Source organism: Polynucleobacter necessarius, assembly GCF_900095185.1.
Taxonomy (GTDB): domain Bacteria; phylum Pseudomonadota; class Gammaproteobacteria; order Burkholderiales; family Burkholderiaceae; genus Polynucleobacter.
This window is the reverse complement of sequence record NZ_LT606948.1, coordinates 134173-149582: the sequence shown is the minus strand read 5'-3', so window position 1 is coordinate 149582 and position 15410 is coordinate 134173. Positions and strand designations below refer to the sequence as shown.

General features: G+C 43.3%; 17 protein-coding genes and 9 pseudogenes. 13 read left to right on the top strand and 13 right to left on the bottom strand.

Annotation, left to right across the window (positions count from 1 at the left end; genetic code table 11):
• Positions 1-63: 63 nt before the first annotated feature.
• On the bottom strand, positions 64-276 hold the full coding sequence (locus tag DXE31_RS12285; RefSeq protein WP_331851974.1) for a TOBE domain-containing protein: 213 nt from the start codon (positions 274-276) through the stop codon (positions 64-66).
• Positions 277-610 (bottom strand): annotated as a pseudogene (locus DXE31_RS12280) (ABC transporter ATP-binding protein); the annotation flags it as partial.
• A 271-nt stretch (positions 611-881) separates the two neighbouring features.
• On the opposite strand from DXE31_RS12280, the gene DXE31_RS09965 reads away from it, so the two are divergent.
• The 4 genes from DXE31_RS09965 to DXE31_RS00915 all read left to right on the top strand — a co-directional run bounded on the left by DXE31_RS09965 (position 882) and on the right by DXE31_RS00915 (position 2497).
• Positions 882-1127 (top strand): hypothetical protein, encoded by a 246-nt coding sequence (locus tag DXE31_RS09965; RefSeq protein ID WP_197712078.1) that lies wholly within the window; start codon positions 882-884, stop codon positions 1125-1127.
• Between the two features lie 151 nt (positions 1128-1278).
• The gene (locus DXE31_RS09960) at positions 1279-1488 is read left to right on the top strand and encodes a hypothetical protein (RefSeq protein WP_197712077.1); all 210 of its coding nucleotides are present in this window, start codon (positions 1279-1281) and stop codon (positions 1486-1488) included.
• A gap of 375 nt (positions 1489-1863) precedes the next feature.
• Positions 1864-2106 carry a hypothetical protein gene (locus DXE31_RS00920; RefSeq protein ID WP_114697494.1) on the top strand — a complete coding sequence of 81 codons (243 nt, stop codon included), beginning with the start codon at positions 1864-1866 and terminating at the stop codon, positions 2104-2106.
• A gap of 7 nt (positions 2107-2113) precedes the next feature.
• Complete coding sequence (locus tag DXE31_RS00915; protein WP_114697493.1) at positions 2114-2497, top strand: hypothetical protein; 384 nt, start codon at positions 2114-2116, stop codon at positions 2495-2497.
• Positions 2498-2962: 465 nt separating this feature from the next.
• Here the strand turns inward: DXE31_RS00915 and DXE31_RS00905 are convergent, their stop codons facing one another.
• The 11 genes and pseudogenes from DXE31_RS00905 to DXE31_RS10765 all read right to left on the bottom strand — a co-directional run bounded on the left by DXE31_RS00905 (position 2963) and on the right by DXE31_RS10765 (position 8532).
• Positions 2963-3601, bottom strand: a complete 639-nt coding sequence (locus DXE31_RS00905; protein ID WP_162785595.1) for an L-histidine N(alpha)-methyltransferase — start codon at positions 3599-3601, stop codon at positions 2963-2965.
• A gap of 96 nt (positions 3602-3697) precedes the next feature.
• The gene (locus DXE31_RS09670) at positions 3698-3970 is read right to left on the bottom strand and encodes a P-loop NTPase family protein (RefSeq protein WP_231969562.1); all 273 of its coding nucleotides are present in this window, start codon (positions 3968-3970) and stop codon (positions 3698-3700) included.
• A gap of 18 nt (positions 3971-3988) precedes the next feature.
• A pseudogene (locus DXE31_RS12635) lies at positions 3989-4099 on the bottom strand (phosphonate ABC transporter); the annotation flags it as partial.
• Between the two features lie 81 nt (positions 4100-4180).
• A complete protein-coding gene (locus DXE31_RS12630) occupies positions 4181-4348 on the bottom strand; it encodes an ATP-binding cassette domain-containing protein (protein ID WP_162785594.1) in 168 nt (55 codons plus the stop codon).
• 67 nt (positions 4349-4415) lie between these two features.
• A pseudogene (locus tag DXE31_RS00895) lies at positions 4416-5301 on the bottom strand (putative selenate ABC transporter substrate-binding protein).
• A 47-nt stretch (positions 5302-5348) separates the two neighbouring features.
• The gene (gene selD / locus DXE31_RS00890) at positions 5349-6395 is read right to left on the bottom strand and encodes a selenide, water dikinase SelD (protein WP_114697490.1); all 1047 of its coding nucleotides are present in this window, start codon (positions 6393-6395) and stop codon (positions 5349-5351) included.
• Positions 6396-6454: 59 nt separating this feature from the next.
• Positions 6455-6661, bottom strand: a pseudogene (locus DXE31_RS12625) (hypothetical protein); the annotation flags it as partial.
• A gap of 44 nt (positions 6662-6705) precedes the next feature.
• A complete protein-coding gene (locus DXE31_RS00880) occupies positions 6706-7152 on the bottom strand; it encodes an SUMF1/EgtB/PvdO family nonheme iron enzyme (protein ID WP_231969236.1) in 447 nt (148 codons plus the stop codon).
• 103 nt (positions 7153-7255) lie between these two features.
• A complete protein-coding gene (locus tag DXE31_RS00875; RefSeq protein ID WP_114697488.1) occupies positions 7256-7450 on the bottom strand; it encodes a hypothetical protein in 195 nt (64 codons plus the stop codon).
• A 45-nt stretch (positions 7451-7495) separates the two neighbouring features.
• Positions 7496-7651: a hypothetical protein gene (locus tag DXE31_RS00870; RefSeq protein ID WP_162785501.1), complete on the bottom strand. Its 156-nt coding sequence runs from the start codon at positions 7649-7651 to the stop codon at positions 7496-7498.
• Positions 7652-7894: 243 nt separating this feature from the next.
• A pseudogene (locus DXE31_RS10765) lies at positions 7895-8532 on the bottom strand (glycine betaine ABC transporter substrate-binding protein).
• 704 nt (positions 8533-9236) lie between these two features.
• On the opposite strand from DXE31_RS10765, the gene DXE31_RS00850 reads away from it, so the two are divergent.
• From DXE31_RS00850 to DXE31_RS09955, 9 genes and pseudogenes are all read left to right on the top strand, one after another.
• A complete protein-coding gene (locus tag DXE31_RS00850) occupies positions 9237-10256 on the top strand; it encodes a glutamate carboxypeptidase (protein WP_231969235.1) in 1020 nt (339 codons plus the stop codon).
• 147 nt (positions 10257-10403) lie between these two features.
• Positions 10404-12270 (top strand): annotated as a pseudogene (locus DXE31_RS12620) (phosphoenolpyruvate carboxylase).
• Between the two features lie 70 nt (positions 12271-12340).
• Positions 12341-12687: pseudogene (locus DXE31_RS12615) on the top strand (phosphoenolpyruvate carboxylase).
• 4 nt (positions 12688-12691) lie between these two features.
• Positions 12692-12994: pseudogene (locus tag DXE31_RS11850) on the top strand (phosphoenolpyruvate carboxylase); the annotation flags it as partial.
• A 396-nt stretch (positions 12995-13390) separates the two neighbouring features.
• Positions 13391-13702: pseudogene (locus tag DXE31_RS11845) on the top strand (carboxylesterase family protein); the annotation flags it as partial.
• On the top strand, positions 13702-14109 hold the full coding sequence (locus DXE31_RS11840; protein WP_331852023.1) for a carboxylesterase family protein: 408 nt from the start codon (positions 13702-13704) through the stop codon (positions 14107-14109). The pseudogene DXE31_RS11845 and the gene DXE31_RS11840, both read left to right, overlap by 1 nt.
• A complete protein-coding gene (locus DXE31_RS00825) occupies positions 14102-14512 on the top strand; it encodes a carboxylesterase/lipase family protein (RefSeq protein WP_114697480.1) in 411 nt (136 codons plus the stop codon). Before DXE31_RS11840 ends, DXE31_RS00825 begins: the two co-directional genes overlap by 8 nt.
• A 77-nt stretch (positions 14513-14589) precedes the next feature.
• Positions 14590-14850: a carboxylesterase family protein gene (locus DXE31_RS00820; protein WP_162785498.1), complete on the top strand. Its 261-nt coding sequence runs from the start codon at positions 14590-14592 to the stop codon at positions 14848-14850.
• 25 nt (positions 14851-14875) lie between these two features.
• Positions 14876-15379 carry a DUF1254 domain-containing protein gene (locus DXE31_RS09955; protein ID WP_197712076.1) on the top strand — a complete coding sequence of 168 codons (504 nt, stop codon included), beginning with the start codon at positions 14876-14878 and terminating at the stop codon, positions 15377-15379.
• Positions 15380-15410: the final 31 nt, after the last annotated feature.

Here is a 15410-nt window from a genome sequence, read left to right as displayed (position 1 = left end):
TACCTTTCCGATTTTTTAGTTCAATATTGCCAGCCCTGCTAGGGGTCAAAGAACTAAAGTGGATTACAAAGTAACAACGTGATCCAGAGCTAAAGTAATTCTAATCTTTTCGCCAATGCCATGATTGTGGTGGCTTGGCACAAGGGCTAATATTTCTGCGCCTGATTGGAGTTTGAGGGTATAGAGAAAATCTGCACCTCTAAATGTTTTGCGAACAACTTCTGCAAGCATGGGGCTATTGTCATCATGCTGGATATCATCTGCTCGGAGTAACACTTATATTTCCTTGCCAATATCATTGCTGTGGTCGCGCTCGAGTGGTAGTTCGCCAATTTCAAGTTTGATCTTATTGCCAGATTGAATGATGCCTTTCATGAACACCCCTCGTCCTATGAAATCAGCGACATAGCGGTTGGCTGGTTGATGATAGAGTTCATAAGGCATATCCCATAGAAGAACTTTACCGTCTGCTATGACACCAATTTTGTCTGTAATTGCAAATGCCTCAAATTGATCATGAGTGACCAGTAGGGCAGTAATGGTTATTTGCTTTGAGAATATCGCGCATCTCCACTGCAAGTCGCTCCCGAAGTTCAATGTCTAAACTGGATTAACTGGCTCAAACCCACAGATCGCCCTCAATATGGTAGCTTTACCATAGCCTGAGGAGACTAACAGGCAGCCAATCTCACCTTCCATGCGATCGAGATCGAGATTGAGACCGTTAACGGCAATAACTCGGCTTTGACTATCTCGGCTTGGATAGTCAATTTTTAATTCTTTGACAGAAAGCAGTACGTGCGCTGAGTGCAGCCCTATAATTTTCTCATCTATGCTGGTGGTTTAATGCATATCAAGAGTCTAAACGGATTACCGAATTCATGAAACGTGTAGTGGTGCCAATTGCCTTGTTTTTATTTTTGCCATTCCTTTTCCCATCTGGAGGCAGTACAGGAGTATTGGCCTCTGGAACGTTGAGTCATTTATGGAACTATGTTCTCCGTGGTTCTATTGTTTCAACCCTCATCCTAATTATCGGGGTTGGTGTAGGGGGTTTTATATTGGGCGTGGGTAACGCTTGGATTATTGCGAGCTATGATTTTCCTGGTAAGAGAGTCTTGGAGTGAGTGTTAATCCTTCCCTTGGCAGTCCCCACGTATGTGATGGCTTATCTTTTTGTAGATCTTCTGCAGTTTTCTGGACCTATTTAGACAGCTCTTAGGGTAATGCTCAATATGGAGTCTCTTTGATTCTTTCCTGATCCAAGATCAATGGCTGGTGCTATCTGGACCTTCTCAATTAATGGAGGTCTTGGCTGATTTTGGTGCGGTCTTCTACTTTGGTGTACAAACTTTTCTAACTGGTATCTTTAAAGTCTGGCTTGCATTCAGTGATCGCTTAGCTGCAGTCCAGTTGGCCTTGGGATTGTTGCGTTGTGTATTGCAAAGTGTCGAGGGGGAAAAAATTTTGCGGTTTCTCGTGCGCTAACGTATTTATATGCTCATCCCGATATTGATGAGCGGGTCAAGCTAGCGAATCAGCACCTAAAAGATAATAATCTTGTATGCCAAGGTCTAATAGCCGACCCATCGTCAAGGATAACAGGAAAGTCTGGCCCTTTGCAGTGATAATTAAAGTTGGCGATTGTATTAGAAATAGCGGCTTTTTGCTTTCACTACTCAGGTCTCAGTTAAGGTGAGATACGCCTAAACATTATTCTTAAACTGGTGATAAACGGATTCAAGGTGAATGATTAGGAGTATTTATTGGATGCACATAGCATCCATACCTTTACTGAATTCATCTATTACTATTGGGCTTGTAAACAAATAGGCATCGCCATAAGGACCAAATATCAAACCCTTGATTGAAATCGTTACTCCTGCACCCAAAGGAAGTCTGCACGGTAATCGCGTCACTGCATTGCGTTGGCAGGATTTCTTGGAAGAGCTTGGCTATGCAGTGCTTGTTACCGAGTCTTGGTCGGGTAGCGATGCTGCCGTATTAATGGCGCTTCATGCCTATCGCAGTCATTCGTCAATTATGGAGTTTCACAAAAAACACCCTAATAGGCCTATTATCAATTCCCGTACACCTTCGCTATAAAGCTCAAGTGATTTACCAATCAGTGCGGGTTGATATTGCAAATGCCACTGCTGGACAAGGTTTTCGGGTGGTGGTCATTGGCCATCTTCGGGAGGAGAAAGATCCCTTTTGCATTGTTCGCCGTCTTCCCTTGCTGCCACCGAATCCTAAAATCACCGTTCAGCATTTAGGAATGGCTATGAATGAGCAAATGGAGCACACCGCCAAGTTATATAAGGAATCTCTGGAGCGTTACCAATGGGTTGGAGGGGTCGGACATTTAGAGGCGTTGAAGATGCTTGCTAATAGCCACCTCATGGTTATTTCTAGTCGTATGGAAGAGGGGCGCTCACGTGGTATCAGAGGCAATCGCGCTAGGGATTCCGGTCATAGCCTCCGAAATACCAGGTAATAGAGGTCTACTTGGAGACGATTATCTTGCTTATTACCCGGTTGATAACGAGGTGGCTCTTGCAAGTCTGCTGTATCGCTCTGAGACGGTGCCAGATTTTTATAGCGCACTCAAAAAAACAAATCGAAATTTGAAAAGATCTCATTCGCCCAAAGCGAAAGAGGCAGTCTATTCAAGAATTGATGAACCGGTTAATGAAGAATTAAGAAAATTGGTAATTTTGAAAATACATCACTGAATACAGATACTCTACTGGGCGTTTACAAAACAGACTAAAAAGTGTTTCTTTGGGTCGGTTTAGCAGATAATATCGCCGAACCCAGCGCGACGTAGCTTTTCCACAAAATATTCTTGGATATATTTATCGCTATTTTCAGTATGAATTAAATCACCAGCACTGAATGAAAGAATAGGATTCCCTCTCGCTTTATCTGAGATGATAATTTGTACATCTGAGCGTGCTCGTCAGTGCATTTCAATGTGTGATTGAGCGGCATCATAAAAGACATGGTGCTCCCAATCCCGAATCTGGAAGTGACTATTCAGCAGTATATTTAAATTAAATGCTGCGGTGACGCCTAAGGAGTCGTTGTAGGCGAGATCTAGAGTTTCAATATCCTTGACTAAATCAACGCCAATAAGAAGCCCCGCATTGCCATGACACTCATTAGCTAAATTGATCAAAAACTGATCGGCTTTGTCGGGGTCAAAGGTGCCGATCGAAGAATCTGGATAAAAAAATACCTTACGAAAATCTTCAATATTAGGAAATGCAAGAGACAAACTCAAGTCGATAGCATGAGCGGACATCTCAATTTGCGGAAACTGCTTTTGTAGATCTGCGGCGGCGATTTCCAGATATTCTTGTGAAATATCAAGCGCTCTATATTGCTTTGGCTTGAGGGTGTTAAAAAGCATGCTTGCTTTCCCGCAGTTGCGAGCACTAAGATCGACTAAAACATCACAATGAGCTACTGCATCAGCTATATCTTGCTGATATTGATCCATGATCCATTTTGCTGTACGCGTTGGATAGTATGCTTCAAGCAGCGTAATAGCATCAAAAAGATGAGAGCCAATGTCATCGTAAAAAACTTTGGCGATATCGAAGGCGTGTCCGCGCTAAGGCTGAGAAGTAATTCCTGAGTCAGCATTGTGTTCATGTGATTCATTATCTATGAAGGCCAGTTAGCGGGCTGCTTACCCCAAGTTATGCATCTGCACTCGACGTAGTTTATTGACTTGAATGGGAAGCTCTCCAAGCTCAGATACATATAACTCTTTTAAGATGTTTTTACTAACATTGCTAGAGGGTAAATCGAAGACCACATGACCATCCCGAATGCCAATAATACGAGGATACCAGCGTAGGGCAATATTGACTGCATACAGGCTAGCAACTAGCGTTGCATTTCTTTTCTTCGCTTCTTCAATGAGTACACCAATAGTTTGAGTCGAAAGAACTGGATCCATTGCGGATACTGGTTCATCGGCCAATATCAGCTGAGGTTCTTGATAAATTACCCTTGCAACTCCGACGCGTTGTAGCTGACCACCTGAAAGGCAGTCACATCGATCGAATGGCTTATCAGCTAGCTCCAAGCACTCTAAGCAGGATTGTGGATTTGCTGCAACGTGATAGGAGGTGCTTGATGAACTAAACCAATTTTTGAGCGCAAGAGCCTAAGCGATGATTTGGAGGGTCTCTAAGGATTCTCCTCTAGGTGCTGCAGCAGTACCTTGTGATGGCTTCAACGCTGTGGCTAAGCTGCTGCTTAGGAGCGTAGTCTTGCCTGAGCCCGAAGGTCCAATAATGGCGATGCATTCGCCAGCTTCTGCTGCTAGTGAAATTTGACTAAGTGTCGACGTTCCAGTGCTGTGTGCAAACCTGAGATGCTGTAATGAAAATCCTACGTGATTACTTAATCAATCCAGCGGATCGAGCTGCCTTTTCAATATCATCATAATTTGACGACTTGGTTGGGACATATTTATTGGCACGCTGTAGATCCATAATGTCTTTGTAGTTAGGATTATTTGCATCTAACTTTAAAAATGCCTCAGTGATTTTCTTGACTGTTGTAGGGTCAAGATCCCCGCGTGCTGTCCAGTTGTAGTCAAAGTAGGGGGGTGTAGTAGAAAGTACTTTTGACTTTAGAGCATTAGGATTTTTTTCCTCATCTAGTTTTGCCCAAACGGATGCATTCATGGCGCCAACATCAGCCTTGCCGCTTGCTACACAGGCAACAGTTGCATCATGTGTACCAAAAAAGGCGATGTTTTTAAAATATTTATCTGGATTTACGCCAGCTTGCATGAGGAAATACATTGGCATAAGGTGGTCTGATGTTGAGGATGGCGAGTCAAATGCAATCGTCTTGCCTTTTAATGCACTTAATGATTTTAAGGGGCTATCGGCTGGCACAATAAAAAGACTCGTGAATTTTTCATCTTCAGTTCTTTGTATGATTGGGTTTGCAGTGCCATTAGTTCTTATCCTGCACATAAGTAAAGCCACCTAGCCATGCCATATCAATCTTTTCCGCTGCCAATGCTGCTACTGCTGCTGCGTAGTCAGTGACAGGTGTGAACTCAATCCTCATGCTAGTTTCTGTTGAGAGGTACTCACTCAAAGGTTTAAATTTGCGTTGCAACTCAGTTGGTGATTCATCAGGAATTGCAGAAATTCTCAGTGTCTCCTGCGCTTGGGCCGGACTAATAGTAATAGTTGTAATAGTGGCAATGCTAATTACAAGAAATGCGTGAATGAAGTACTTCAGCGTGTTTAGCTTGATTGATTTCATAAAAATGATTTTCTATTGAAGTGGATACGGTTTGAGTTAGGGTGGTTTCAGTCAACAGATAAACCTTTGCCTGACACAAACTGACCAATTTTTTGAGCACTATTGAAACCATCTGCATTCAAGATGGCAAGGACTTCTGCCTCTTGTTCTGGCGCATATGAAATTAGTAATCCGCCACTGGTTTGTGGATCAGTCAGGACATTTTGTTGCCAGAGGGCTATATCGCTTGCGAGCTCTATTTCATTACCGTAATCAGCCCAATTGCGTGTGGAGGCACCTGTAAAGATGTCGGCTTTAACATGTTCGACCGCTTCTTGAATCACTGGAATTGCATGCCAATTCACTTGCGCTTTTAAGTGCGATCCTCTAGCTATCTCCAGTAAGTGTCCCGCGAGGCCAAAGCCTGTGACATCGGTCAAAGCATGTACGCCGTCTAATTGCGAGAGTGCAACACCAGGTTTATTGAGTTTTGTAGTGAGCGCAATCATTTCTTGGTAGCCTTCCTCTGAGAGTACTTCTTGCTTGAGAGCCGCAGAGAGAATGCCAATGCCCAATGGCTTGCTGAGGATGATGCTATCACCCGCTCGAGCACCGTTATTGCGCTTCAATTTTTTTGGATCAACTACGCCAATTGCAACTAAGCCATAAATCGGCTCTACTGTATCAATTGAGTGACCACCAGCAATCATGATGCCTGCATCATTACAGACGGACCCTCCACCAGAAGTCACTTGCCGGATTACTTCTAGGGGTAAAATTTGCATTGGCATGCCCAGAAGTGCAAGTGCAAAAAGGGGTTGAGCGCCCATTGCATAAATGTCAGAAATTGCATTCGTTGCAGCGATACGGCCAAATTCAAACGGATCATCCACAATTGGCATAAAGAAATCAGTTGTAGCAACAATCGCCTGATTTTCATTAATTTGATATACGGCGGCATCTTCATTGTTATCCGAGCCCGCTAATAGAGCAGCAGGTAGATTGCGCATCGGCGCAGCTTTCAAGATGTCACTTAATACGCCTGGCGCAATCTTGCAGCCGCACCCTCCGCCATGAGATAAAGAGGTAAGACGGCCGTTATATGATGTAGTCATAGGGGATTAATAATTTATATAAGGTTGGAAATCGACACAACATCATGAGCTTGCTCAATTTAGAGTAAATACGTACGAAACCCACAAAAATGATCGCTTCTGTGGGTTTGATAAAAATTGCGAAACCCCACTCTCCTGAGGCGATCAGGCGTAAATGGGCTTCCCCTTTTTGGTACTTGATAGGTGCCATCAAACCAGGGCTGTGAATAGTCGATATAGGGATTTGCGCTGAATCCAGGGAAGGGCGCGAAAGTGCTACTTGTCCACCCCCATAAATTCGAGGGTTGTCACGCTATCTGCTTTTGTGTCATTAATAGGCTGAGCTCATGTTCATTAGGTAAGCGTACATGAAGATGTACGCAAAAACATAAGGCATCTGTATAACTATAATATGGCGTACAGCTGATGATGGATTTAAGGGAGGCCACTGATTAAAAAATCGCTCAAGCCAAACACCCCCCCCCTCTTTTTTCCAGAGAGAGGGCGGTGTAACGGGTTTAAGTTCAGATTGCATGGGTTGCGATTCTAGAAACTCTGGATATTCACCATTAGTGACTGGTCTACTTGCAATATCAAAGGCAGGGAGATCGATGGAGTGCGCCCATTTTTCATTATCAAAAATAAAACCAAAGCCAGGTTTAGAGCCAGCCTCTATTGAAGATTCTGAAAAATGAGTCCAGCTTTGTTCACCTATCTCAGGGGTGGTAACTTTAGTGAGCGGTTCAAAGGGCGGGGAGCGTCCCAAGGACTGCCACATATACGCAAACGCCTCATTGTGCATATCCTGATGCAGGATGGCAAGTTGAACAAAGTAGGCAATTTTATGATCGATTGGTTTAGACAGCAATTCTTGGGTCCTGCTAACCATGGCTATGGTTGTAGTCCAACAGGCTATCTAAGGATGGAATTGGGGTAGACCAGCGATCATGATGCGCTATCTCTGAGGAATTAAATAAGCAATCGACCTTCTCTATAAATGAGGGTTGTTTCACTTGACCGTTGCGATGAATACAGGTGCCGACACCAATAACGGTTGCTGATGCCAAACCCGTCATGATGACTGGACGAGCATATGGAAGTTCTATTGAAATGAGTAATTTTCATTCGTTGCAACCTAGAGCTAAGGCCGCCTCTTTTAAATTTGTAGGAACCTCTATCAAGCTAATATGGGTCGCATTAACAATCGTTAATAAGCCATAAAGAAACAATACTAAAACTGCTAGGATAGCCCCTATTGGATCCAGGAGGGCAATCAATATTGTCAGCAGTGTAAGCGAAGGGATAGTTTGTAAAATCCCAGTAGCTCCTAAGATCTAAGCGGCATATCGAGGGCGTCGATAGGCAAGAATACCCAGAGAAACGCCGATGAGAAGGGCTATGACTGAAGAGATGGTGACTAGAAGAACATACTAACGAAGAGCGGTAAAAGAATCTGGGCCAATAAGTGGTTTAAAAAATCTAGAGAGTTGCGATACCTTCAATTGATCATTTGTGGATGCCTATAAAAATGTACGAGCTACTTTTTCAAAACTGACGCCTGACCCAGCTAATCCATTTAACTCTGCCATTGAAGTCTCATCTAATCTTCCTGCTAAGTCTTGTAAGGACTGTTCATTAAAATCGGAGCGCATTAAAAGTACTGCGTCATAGCGTGGAAATGCGTTTCTATCATCCTCCAATAGGATTAAGTCCTATTGCTTAATCGCTGCATCAGTAGAGTAGGCATCCACGAGATCAGCATCGCCTCTTACAAGAGCATCGTATGCTAAACCATGTTCCAACACCTTTCCAGGATTTACTTTTAAATCATAAGTCTGAACAAGCATGGGCCAGCCATCAGTCCTAGTCTTAAATTCTGAGGATAATGCAATTCGAAGGGTGGATTGCTTCTCAGTGCTCCGCTTTGTAAGATCACTGATACGTTTTAAGCCCAGCGCTTTCACCTGTTCTGCTCTCATCGCAAGTGCCCGGTATATTCTGGGTAAATATCAAGCTGACCATTCGTTAGAGCTTGAACAATAATTGTGGTGTTACCAAGGCCCTGTCGATGAATAGATTGCACGCTTTGATCGCGCAATGTTTGATTGAGTATCTTCCCCAATACATAGCTTTCTGTAAAACGCTTTGAGTCAACCACAATATTCTTTTCCGTTGGCTGTGCAAAGGCTATATTGCCTATGCCTATGCCTATGCCTATTGCAATGCAAAAGCTGAACTTAAAGCATAAAAGAGACAGGGTTCTACTGGAATACAAGGGGGCTTAACCTTATGACAGATGTAAAGACTCATCATCAAAGCCTTTGGCCAATCTTGCCTGGCTGCACTTCTATAAAAGGATCGGTTGCCGATGGCAAATTCGACGCAATGCGATAGTTTGACATACCCTATATGACTGAGGGTTAAGGTGACTGAACGTCTAAAACACGCGTATTGTCACCTCACCATTAGTGAGCTTTACTCAGTCAATTGTATGTAGACTAGCATTGCATGCTATTAATTTAAATCTATTTATTTAATAGTATTTCTCTGGTGGCACAAAAGTATTATTTTTTGTAATATGGAAGAACAACACAGAAAGAATAAATGAAAAAATTGTCCTAGCATTTTGTGCTGCAATCACTTCTTCTATGAAGTGTATGGCGGCGCCACAAGAGCCAATTTATTCTGTTGTTGAAAAAGAGCAAAAACCATTCCTATCAACACTAAAGGAATTAGTGTCAATTGAGTCAGGTAGCAGGGATCGTGATGGGCTCGATAAACTATCCAAGCTCATTTTTAATCGCCTCAAATCACTGAGGTGGGCAGGTTGAATTTATTGAGCCGGATGCAAGTATGTATCGCATGCACGATACACCTGCAAAAGCTGGACGCCTGGTACAGGCTGAATTCAAAGGTGCTGGCACGAAAAAAGTGCTTTTGATAGCGCATATGGATACTGTTTATCTTAAGAGGATGCTAGCAAAGCAGCCTTTTAGGCTATATGGGGATCGTGCTTATGGCCTCAGTATATCAGATGATAACCAAGGGATCGCATTAATTTTGCATACTATTGATAGTTTAAATAAGTTGAAATTTAATGAGTATGGAAAAATTACAGGACTCATGAATGGTGATGAAGAGATTAGTCCTCCAGCAGCTAGGGCATATTTATCCAAGCTTGGCGCGGAACATGATGTAACTTTTTCATGTGAGGCATCACAGGTTAAGTCAGACCGCATTGCACTGACCACTGCAGGAGTTGGAGCCGTGAATTTAAATATTATAGGCAAAGCATCCCATGCTGGCTCTGCCCCCGAGTTAGGTCGAAATGCCTTGGATGACCTTTCATTTCAGATACAACAAATGCGTGACTTGTCTGATCCCAAGGTAGGAATCAAAATGAACTGGACTTTCGCAACTGCTGGTACTAATCGAAATGTAATACCTTCAGTTGCATTTGCCACTGCTGACGTTCGGGTAATGAAAAAAGAAGATTTTGATGTCGTGGAAAGCAAAGTGCGTGAGCGTCCCCAATCACAACAAATACCAGATGCTAAAGTAGACATTGTGTTTGAGCGCCGTCGCCCGCCCTTGGTGACTAGTCCGCAAGCCTTGCAAATGTCTGAGTACGCGAAAAAGATCTATGCAGAGCTTGGGCGTGATTTAGTTTTAGGGACCATTGCCGCTGGCGGTGGTACTGATGCCGCATTTGCGGCATTAAATACTCAAAACCCGGTAATTGAGAGTATGGGTGTCCAGGGGTTTGGTGCTCATTCAAACGATGATGAATATATTTTGGTGAGCTCCATTACACCAAGAATGTATTTGCTCTCGCGACTAATCATGAATATATCCCAAGGCAAAGTTCAAAGTAAGCAATAAGGCTCCAGATTATTAAATAGCTAATATTCATAATCATGTCGTATCTCCAATATATAGTTACACTTAACTTCCTGATATTTATTTTCGGAGCTTTTTTTGAAAAATACTGAGTTGCCGTTAATTGATGACATTCGTCTATTGGGAAAAATGCTGGGCGATATCGTTCGTGAGCAAGAGGGTGATTCGGTATATGGGTTAGTGGAGCAAGTTAAAAAACTATCTGTAGCCTTTCACCGTGATGCAAAGCACAAGGCCAATCAAGAATTGGGAAAACTACTTAAAGGGCTTAGTAGCGATAGTGCTGTAAAGGTATTTCGAGCTTTTACTTACTTTAGTCATTTAGCTCATTTGACTGAAGATAGACACCACATTTGCCGCCGAGTAGCGTATGAGCGAATTGGTAGTTATCAAGACGGCAGTATTTCAGTGGCCATGAAAAAGCTTCACGCCGCTGGTGTCACTAGCAGCATGATCTCGAAGACACTGGAAGAACGCTTGATCTCACCGGTGCTCACTGCACATCCAATCGAGGTTCAGAGAACCAGTATTTTGGGAGCCGAGAGAGATATTGCCAACTTGCTGACTATTCGCGATCAAATTAAAGAATTTTCTAAGGCTAATAACCCACAAAAGGACGCTTTGCTCGTTTAAGCGTTAAAGGCCAATGAAGAACAAATTCGTGCGCACGTACTCCAGTTATGGCATACCTGCTTGTTAAGATTTACCAAGCTTACTGTTGCTGATGAGATTGAGAATGATCTGACGTATTACAAAACTACTTTTTTGAGAGAAATTCCAAAAATATATGCACAACTAGAGGACTTGCTTGCAGGAAATTCTGTAGCCAGTTTTCTGAAAATGGGTCAATGGATCGGTGGTGACCGAGATGGTAATCCCAATGTTAGTGCTAAGACGCTGGAGTATGCTGCCTCTAGACAGGTAGAAATGGTATTGCGTCATTACTTAACTGAAGTCCATTATTTGGGTAGGGAGTTGTCTGTCTCTGCACTTCTCCTAAGTTTTCCAAAAAAGATGCAAGAGCTTGCCGCTAGTTCGCCAGATACTAATGAACATCGCCAGGATGAGCCATACCGATGGGCGCTCACAGGTACAGATGCTGCGCGACATGTGGGTTCCGCCACAAAATCCCTATACAAGTGCACAAGAATTGTTATCGGATCTAAGGACAATCGAAACTTCTCTCGTATCTCAGGGTGCAAAGGCGCTAGCTGATCGCCGCTTGCGTGACTTGATGAGGAGGGCGGTTGAGGTCTTTGGTTTTTATTTGGCTACAGTGGATTTGCGCCAAAGCTCAGATATGCATGAGGCTGTCCTCTCTGAGTTGCTGTCCGCAGCATCCATTCAACAGGACTATTCTAGTCTCTCGGAGGAGCAAAAACGTCAGCTCTTGCAATCTCTATTAAAAGATCCTAGACCGCTTAGGGTTGTGGGTCATCAATACTCTGATTTTGCTATTTCTGAAATCGCTAGAGTTTTGAAATGGCTAAGAGAATGCGCGAGCTATTTGGCGATGAAACGATCCGCCATTACATCATTAGTCATGCAGAAACGGTTAGTGACTTGCTAGCAGTTGTACTGCTCCAAAAAACGTAGGCTTAATGCATGAAACGTTAAGCAAAAAGTCCTCAGCTGACCTCATTGTTGTCCCATTATTTGAAACAATTGAGGATCTTCCGAATACCGCACCCATCATGCAAGAATTTTATGCGTTGCCAGGTATTCTCGATTTGGTAAAACTAGCTGGTGCTGAGCAGGACTTATGTTGGGCTACTCCGCCTCTAACAGGGATGGTGGAATTGTCACTAGCAATTGGGAGTTGTATTGTGCAGAGCTTGCGTTGATTAAGGTATTTGAGTCTTTCGAACAAAAGCATGGAATAAAACTTCGTTTATTCCATGGCAGGGGCGGTACAGTAGGTCGTGGAGGTGGTCCAAGCTATGAGGCTATTCTGGCGCACAGCCTCCAGGCACTGTGCGTGGTCAAATTCGTTTGACTGAACGGGGGGCGAAGTAATTGGGTCAAAGTATGCCAATCCTGAGATTGGTCGTCGCAATCTAGAAATCTTGGTAGTTGCCACATTAGAAGCTACATTGTTAAAGTCACCTAAGCAAGCAAGGCCTTTTTGGATGCTGCTGCACAAATTTTACAAGCTAGTATGGATGCTTATCGGAGTCTCGTATACGAAACCCCAGGATTTGCCGAATACTTTTGTGACGCAACACCCATTCGAGAAATTGCAAAACTGAATATTGGCTCTCGCCCGGCTAGTCGAAAGGCGAGCCAAAGGATTGAAGACTTGGGCTATCCCTTGGGGATTTCGTTGGTGTCAGTGCCGTTTCACACTTCCTGGATGATTTGGTTTTGGTTTTGCGGTAGAGAATTTCTTAAAGCAGCCCAAGGCTGCCGATAGACAAGCTGCGTTCGCTCTTTTACAAAAAATGTATCAGGATTGGCCATTCTTTGGGACCTTGCTATCAAATATGGATATGGCTCTAGCTAAGAGTGATTTAGCGCTAGCCTCACGTTATAGCGAATTGGTTCCTGATGCAAAGCTTCGCAAGACAATATTTACCGCTATCGAAGCTGAATGGAATAAAACCGTAGAGGCTTTGAACTTAGTTACAGGAGAAAAAGTTCGCTTGACTAAGGATCCATCGTTGGCAAGGTCAATTCGCAATCGCTTCCCCTATATCGACCATTGCATCACTTGCAGATAGAGTTAGTAAGGCGATATAGAGCTGGTAAGCATGATGAGCGGGTGCAAAGAGGCATTCCATATTGCGATTAATGGAATCGCGGCTGGACTTAGAAATACTGGTTGATATTTTCTTTGATAAGGGGTGGTGTGGGCGAGATTGATTCTATGGAAACTTCGTTTGGATTCCGTTATGGAACTTAAAAATACCAATCTATTCAGTTGCATTCCAATGAAAAAATTCTCTCTATTCTTGCTCGATGTAATTGCTTCAAGCTGCTTCGCGAATTCCGATAAGCCTATTACACAAGTTGAAACAGGCTCGCTTCAAGGTATTGTTGAATACAACATGATTGTTTTCAAAAATATCCCATATGCAGCGTCGCCTGTTAGTGATTTATGTTAGCGCCCACCGCAGCCTGCGGCATCTTGGAGCAGTATTCGAGATGCATCCAAATTTGGTGATTCCTGCCCGCAAATGTATGTCAAAAATCTAAGTACAGGTCTTGGCTTGCCAGGTAATGAGGATTGCTTAAATCTGAATGTTTTTACACCTCAAAAGCCAGGTAAAGATTTACCAGTGATGGTTTGGATTCATGGCGGCGCATTACAGACCGATAGTGCCAAGGATCCCTTATACGTACCAATTAATTTGGTAAAAAATGGCGTTATCGTAGTAACCTTGGATTACCGTTTAGGTTCACTAGGTTTTTTGCTAGCGAGGAATTAATTGAGGAGGCAAAAATAAATGGTGAGCCGGTAGGTAACTACGGTACGATGGATCAGATTGCCGTACTCACATGGGTCAAGCGTAATATTGCGGCGTTTGGTGGGGATCCTAATAATGTGACCATTTTTGGTGAATCTGCTGGTGCGCGAAGTGTTACTTGGCTAATGGTCTCTGATGCAGCTAGGGGTCTATTTAATAGAGCAATCGCTGAGAGTGCGCAGCAAAGTCCCATACGAGGCTTAACTGAGAAGCGTCTAGGAATGGCTCCAGCAATAGAAATGGCTAGTAAGTATAGGACTACGCTCGGAGCGAAGTCATTAAAAGAACTGCGAAGTTTGCCCACTCAAAAGTGGGCATTTACTGCAGATAATTTAAAAGCAGGGGGAGTGTGCCAGCTCCATGATTGATGGCAAGATTCTTAAGGGTGATCCAATTCCGCTGTTTGCATCGGGTCAGCAAGCTAAAGTAGCTTTTATGATCGGAACCAATGCTTGGGAGGCAAGTCTATTTGTATTCAATCAACCTCCTATTGATGTCCTAGCAAAGGCATATGGCGAGGACCAAAGAATTATAGATCAGCTCTATAGCAATATCCCAGAAAAATGCGCTTTATCCGCTGACTTAATGGGTGATATGCTATTTCGTGCCAGTACAAAATTTTTAGCAGACAGGATGAATGACATTGCTCCAGGGTATGCTTATTATTTTGATTACTTCACCAAGAGTATTAAACCGTCTTATCCTGGTGTTCCGCATGCATTTGAGTCAGTTACGTATTTGGAAGTTACGGCTTACTCTCTCAGGCAGTAAAAACAGTAGCAACCTCCAAACACTATTGCTCTGAGATTGAAGCAGCAACTGCTGAAAATAAAAAAGGTGTTTGGCCCGTGTATTTTTATCTCAGCACCAACAAATTCGATCCACAAGATATTGCAATATCTGAAAAGATGGCTAATAGTTGGGCGCAGTTTGCAAAAATCGGTAATCTGAATATAGAAGAAGAGGGGCAAGTAAATTGGCCAATTTATAGCCTCAAAGATGAGGTCATGAGAAGCTTTTCTGAAAAGGGTGAAACCATCAAAGGCATGCTGAAAGATCGTGTGGATTATCAACCGCTTCATTTGAAAAAACTCTACATCTCTGAGTGATTCAACTTAATGTAAGGAGGGCATTATGAGTCGAATAATTATTCCTATACTTTGTCGAACTGTTTCCATCACTTTATTTGGATGCAGGAAGAAGGCTTCTGAAGCTACAGATTCATCTAAATCGAGTACAGCAGCTGCCGAGGCAAAAGTAAAAGAGGCTAAGTCAATTGCATTGGAAGCCTATGTGGATGGTTATTTATTGCTGACTACTGCAGTAACGCGAGTACAGATCTCTCATGTCCCTAAGCAAGAGGGCTTGAAGTCACCAATGGGGCAATTTACCAACGTGCCTCGATCTCCACCTGCAGATTATCGAGGGGTATCCGCGCCAAATGCAGATACGTTGTACTCAATAACTTGGGTAGATTTAGCTGAGCCTGTGGTTTTCAGTCACCCAGATATGGGTAAACGGTTTTCTCTGTTTGAGATGGTGGATTTGTGGATGACGATTGTGCAAACGCCAGGAAGTCGACCTAACGGCGGTAAAGCAGCTCACTACCTTATTAACTGGTCCAAACTGGAAGGGTGAAGTGCCCAAGGGTATGACTCAAATTGCTTTT

What these genes read in the sequence shown, in the direction of transcription:
- DXE31_RS09955 (WP_197712076.1), top strand. Translation starts at nt 14,876, where the DNA reads ATGAGTCGAATAATTATTCCTATACTTTGTCGAACTGTTTCCATCACT.
- DXE31_RS09965 (WP_197712078.1), top strand. Translation starts at nt 882, where the DNA reads ATGAAACGTGTAGTGGTGCCAATTGCCTTGTTTTTATTTTTGCCATTC.
- DXE31_RS00825 (WP_114697480.1), top strand. Translation starts at nt 14,102, where the DNA reads ATGATTGATGGCAAGATTCTTAAGGGTGATCCAATTCCGCTGTTTGCA.
- DXE31_RS00875 (WP_114697488.1), bottom strand. Translation starts at nt 7,450, where the DNA reads ATGACGGGTTTGGCATCAGCAACCGTTATTGGTGTCGGCACCTGTATT.
- DXE31_RS00850 (WP_231969235.1), top strand. Translation starts at nt 9,237, where the DNA reads ATGCACGATACACCTGCAAAAGCTGGACGCCTGGTACAGGCTGAATTC.
- DXE31_RS09670 (WP_231969562.1), bottom strand. Translation starts at nt 3,970, where the DNA reads ATGGATCCAGTTCTTTCGACTCAAACTATTGGTGTACTCATTGAAGAA.
- DXE31_RS00880 (WP_231969236.1), bottom strand. Translation starts at nt 7,152, where the DNA reads ATGTGGCAGTCCTTGGGACGCTCCCCGCCCTTTGAACCGCTCACTAAA.
- selD (WP_114697490.1), bottom strand. Translation starts at nt 6,395, where the DNA reads ATGACTACATCATATAACGGCCGTCTTACCTCTTTATCTCATGGCGGA.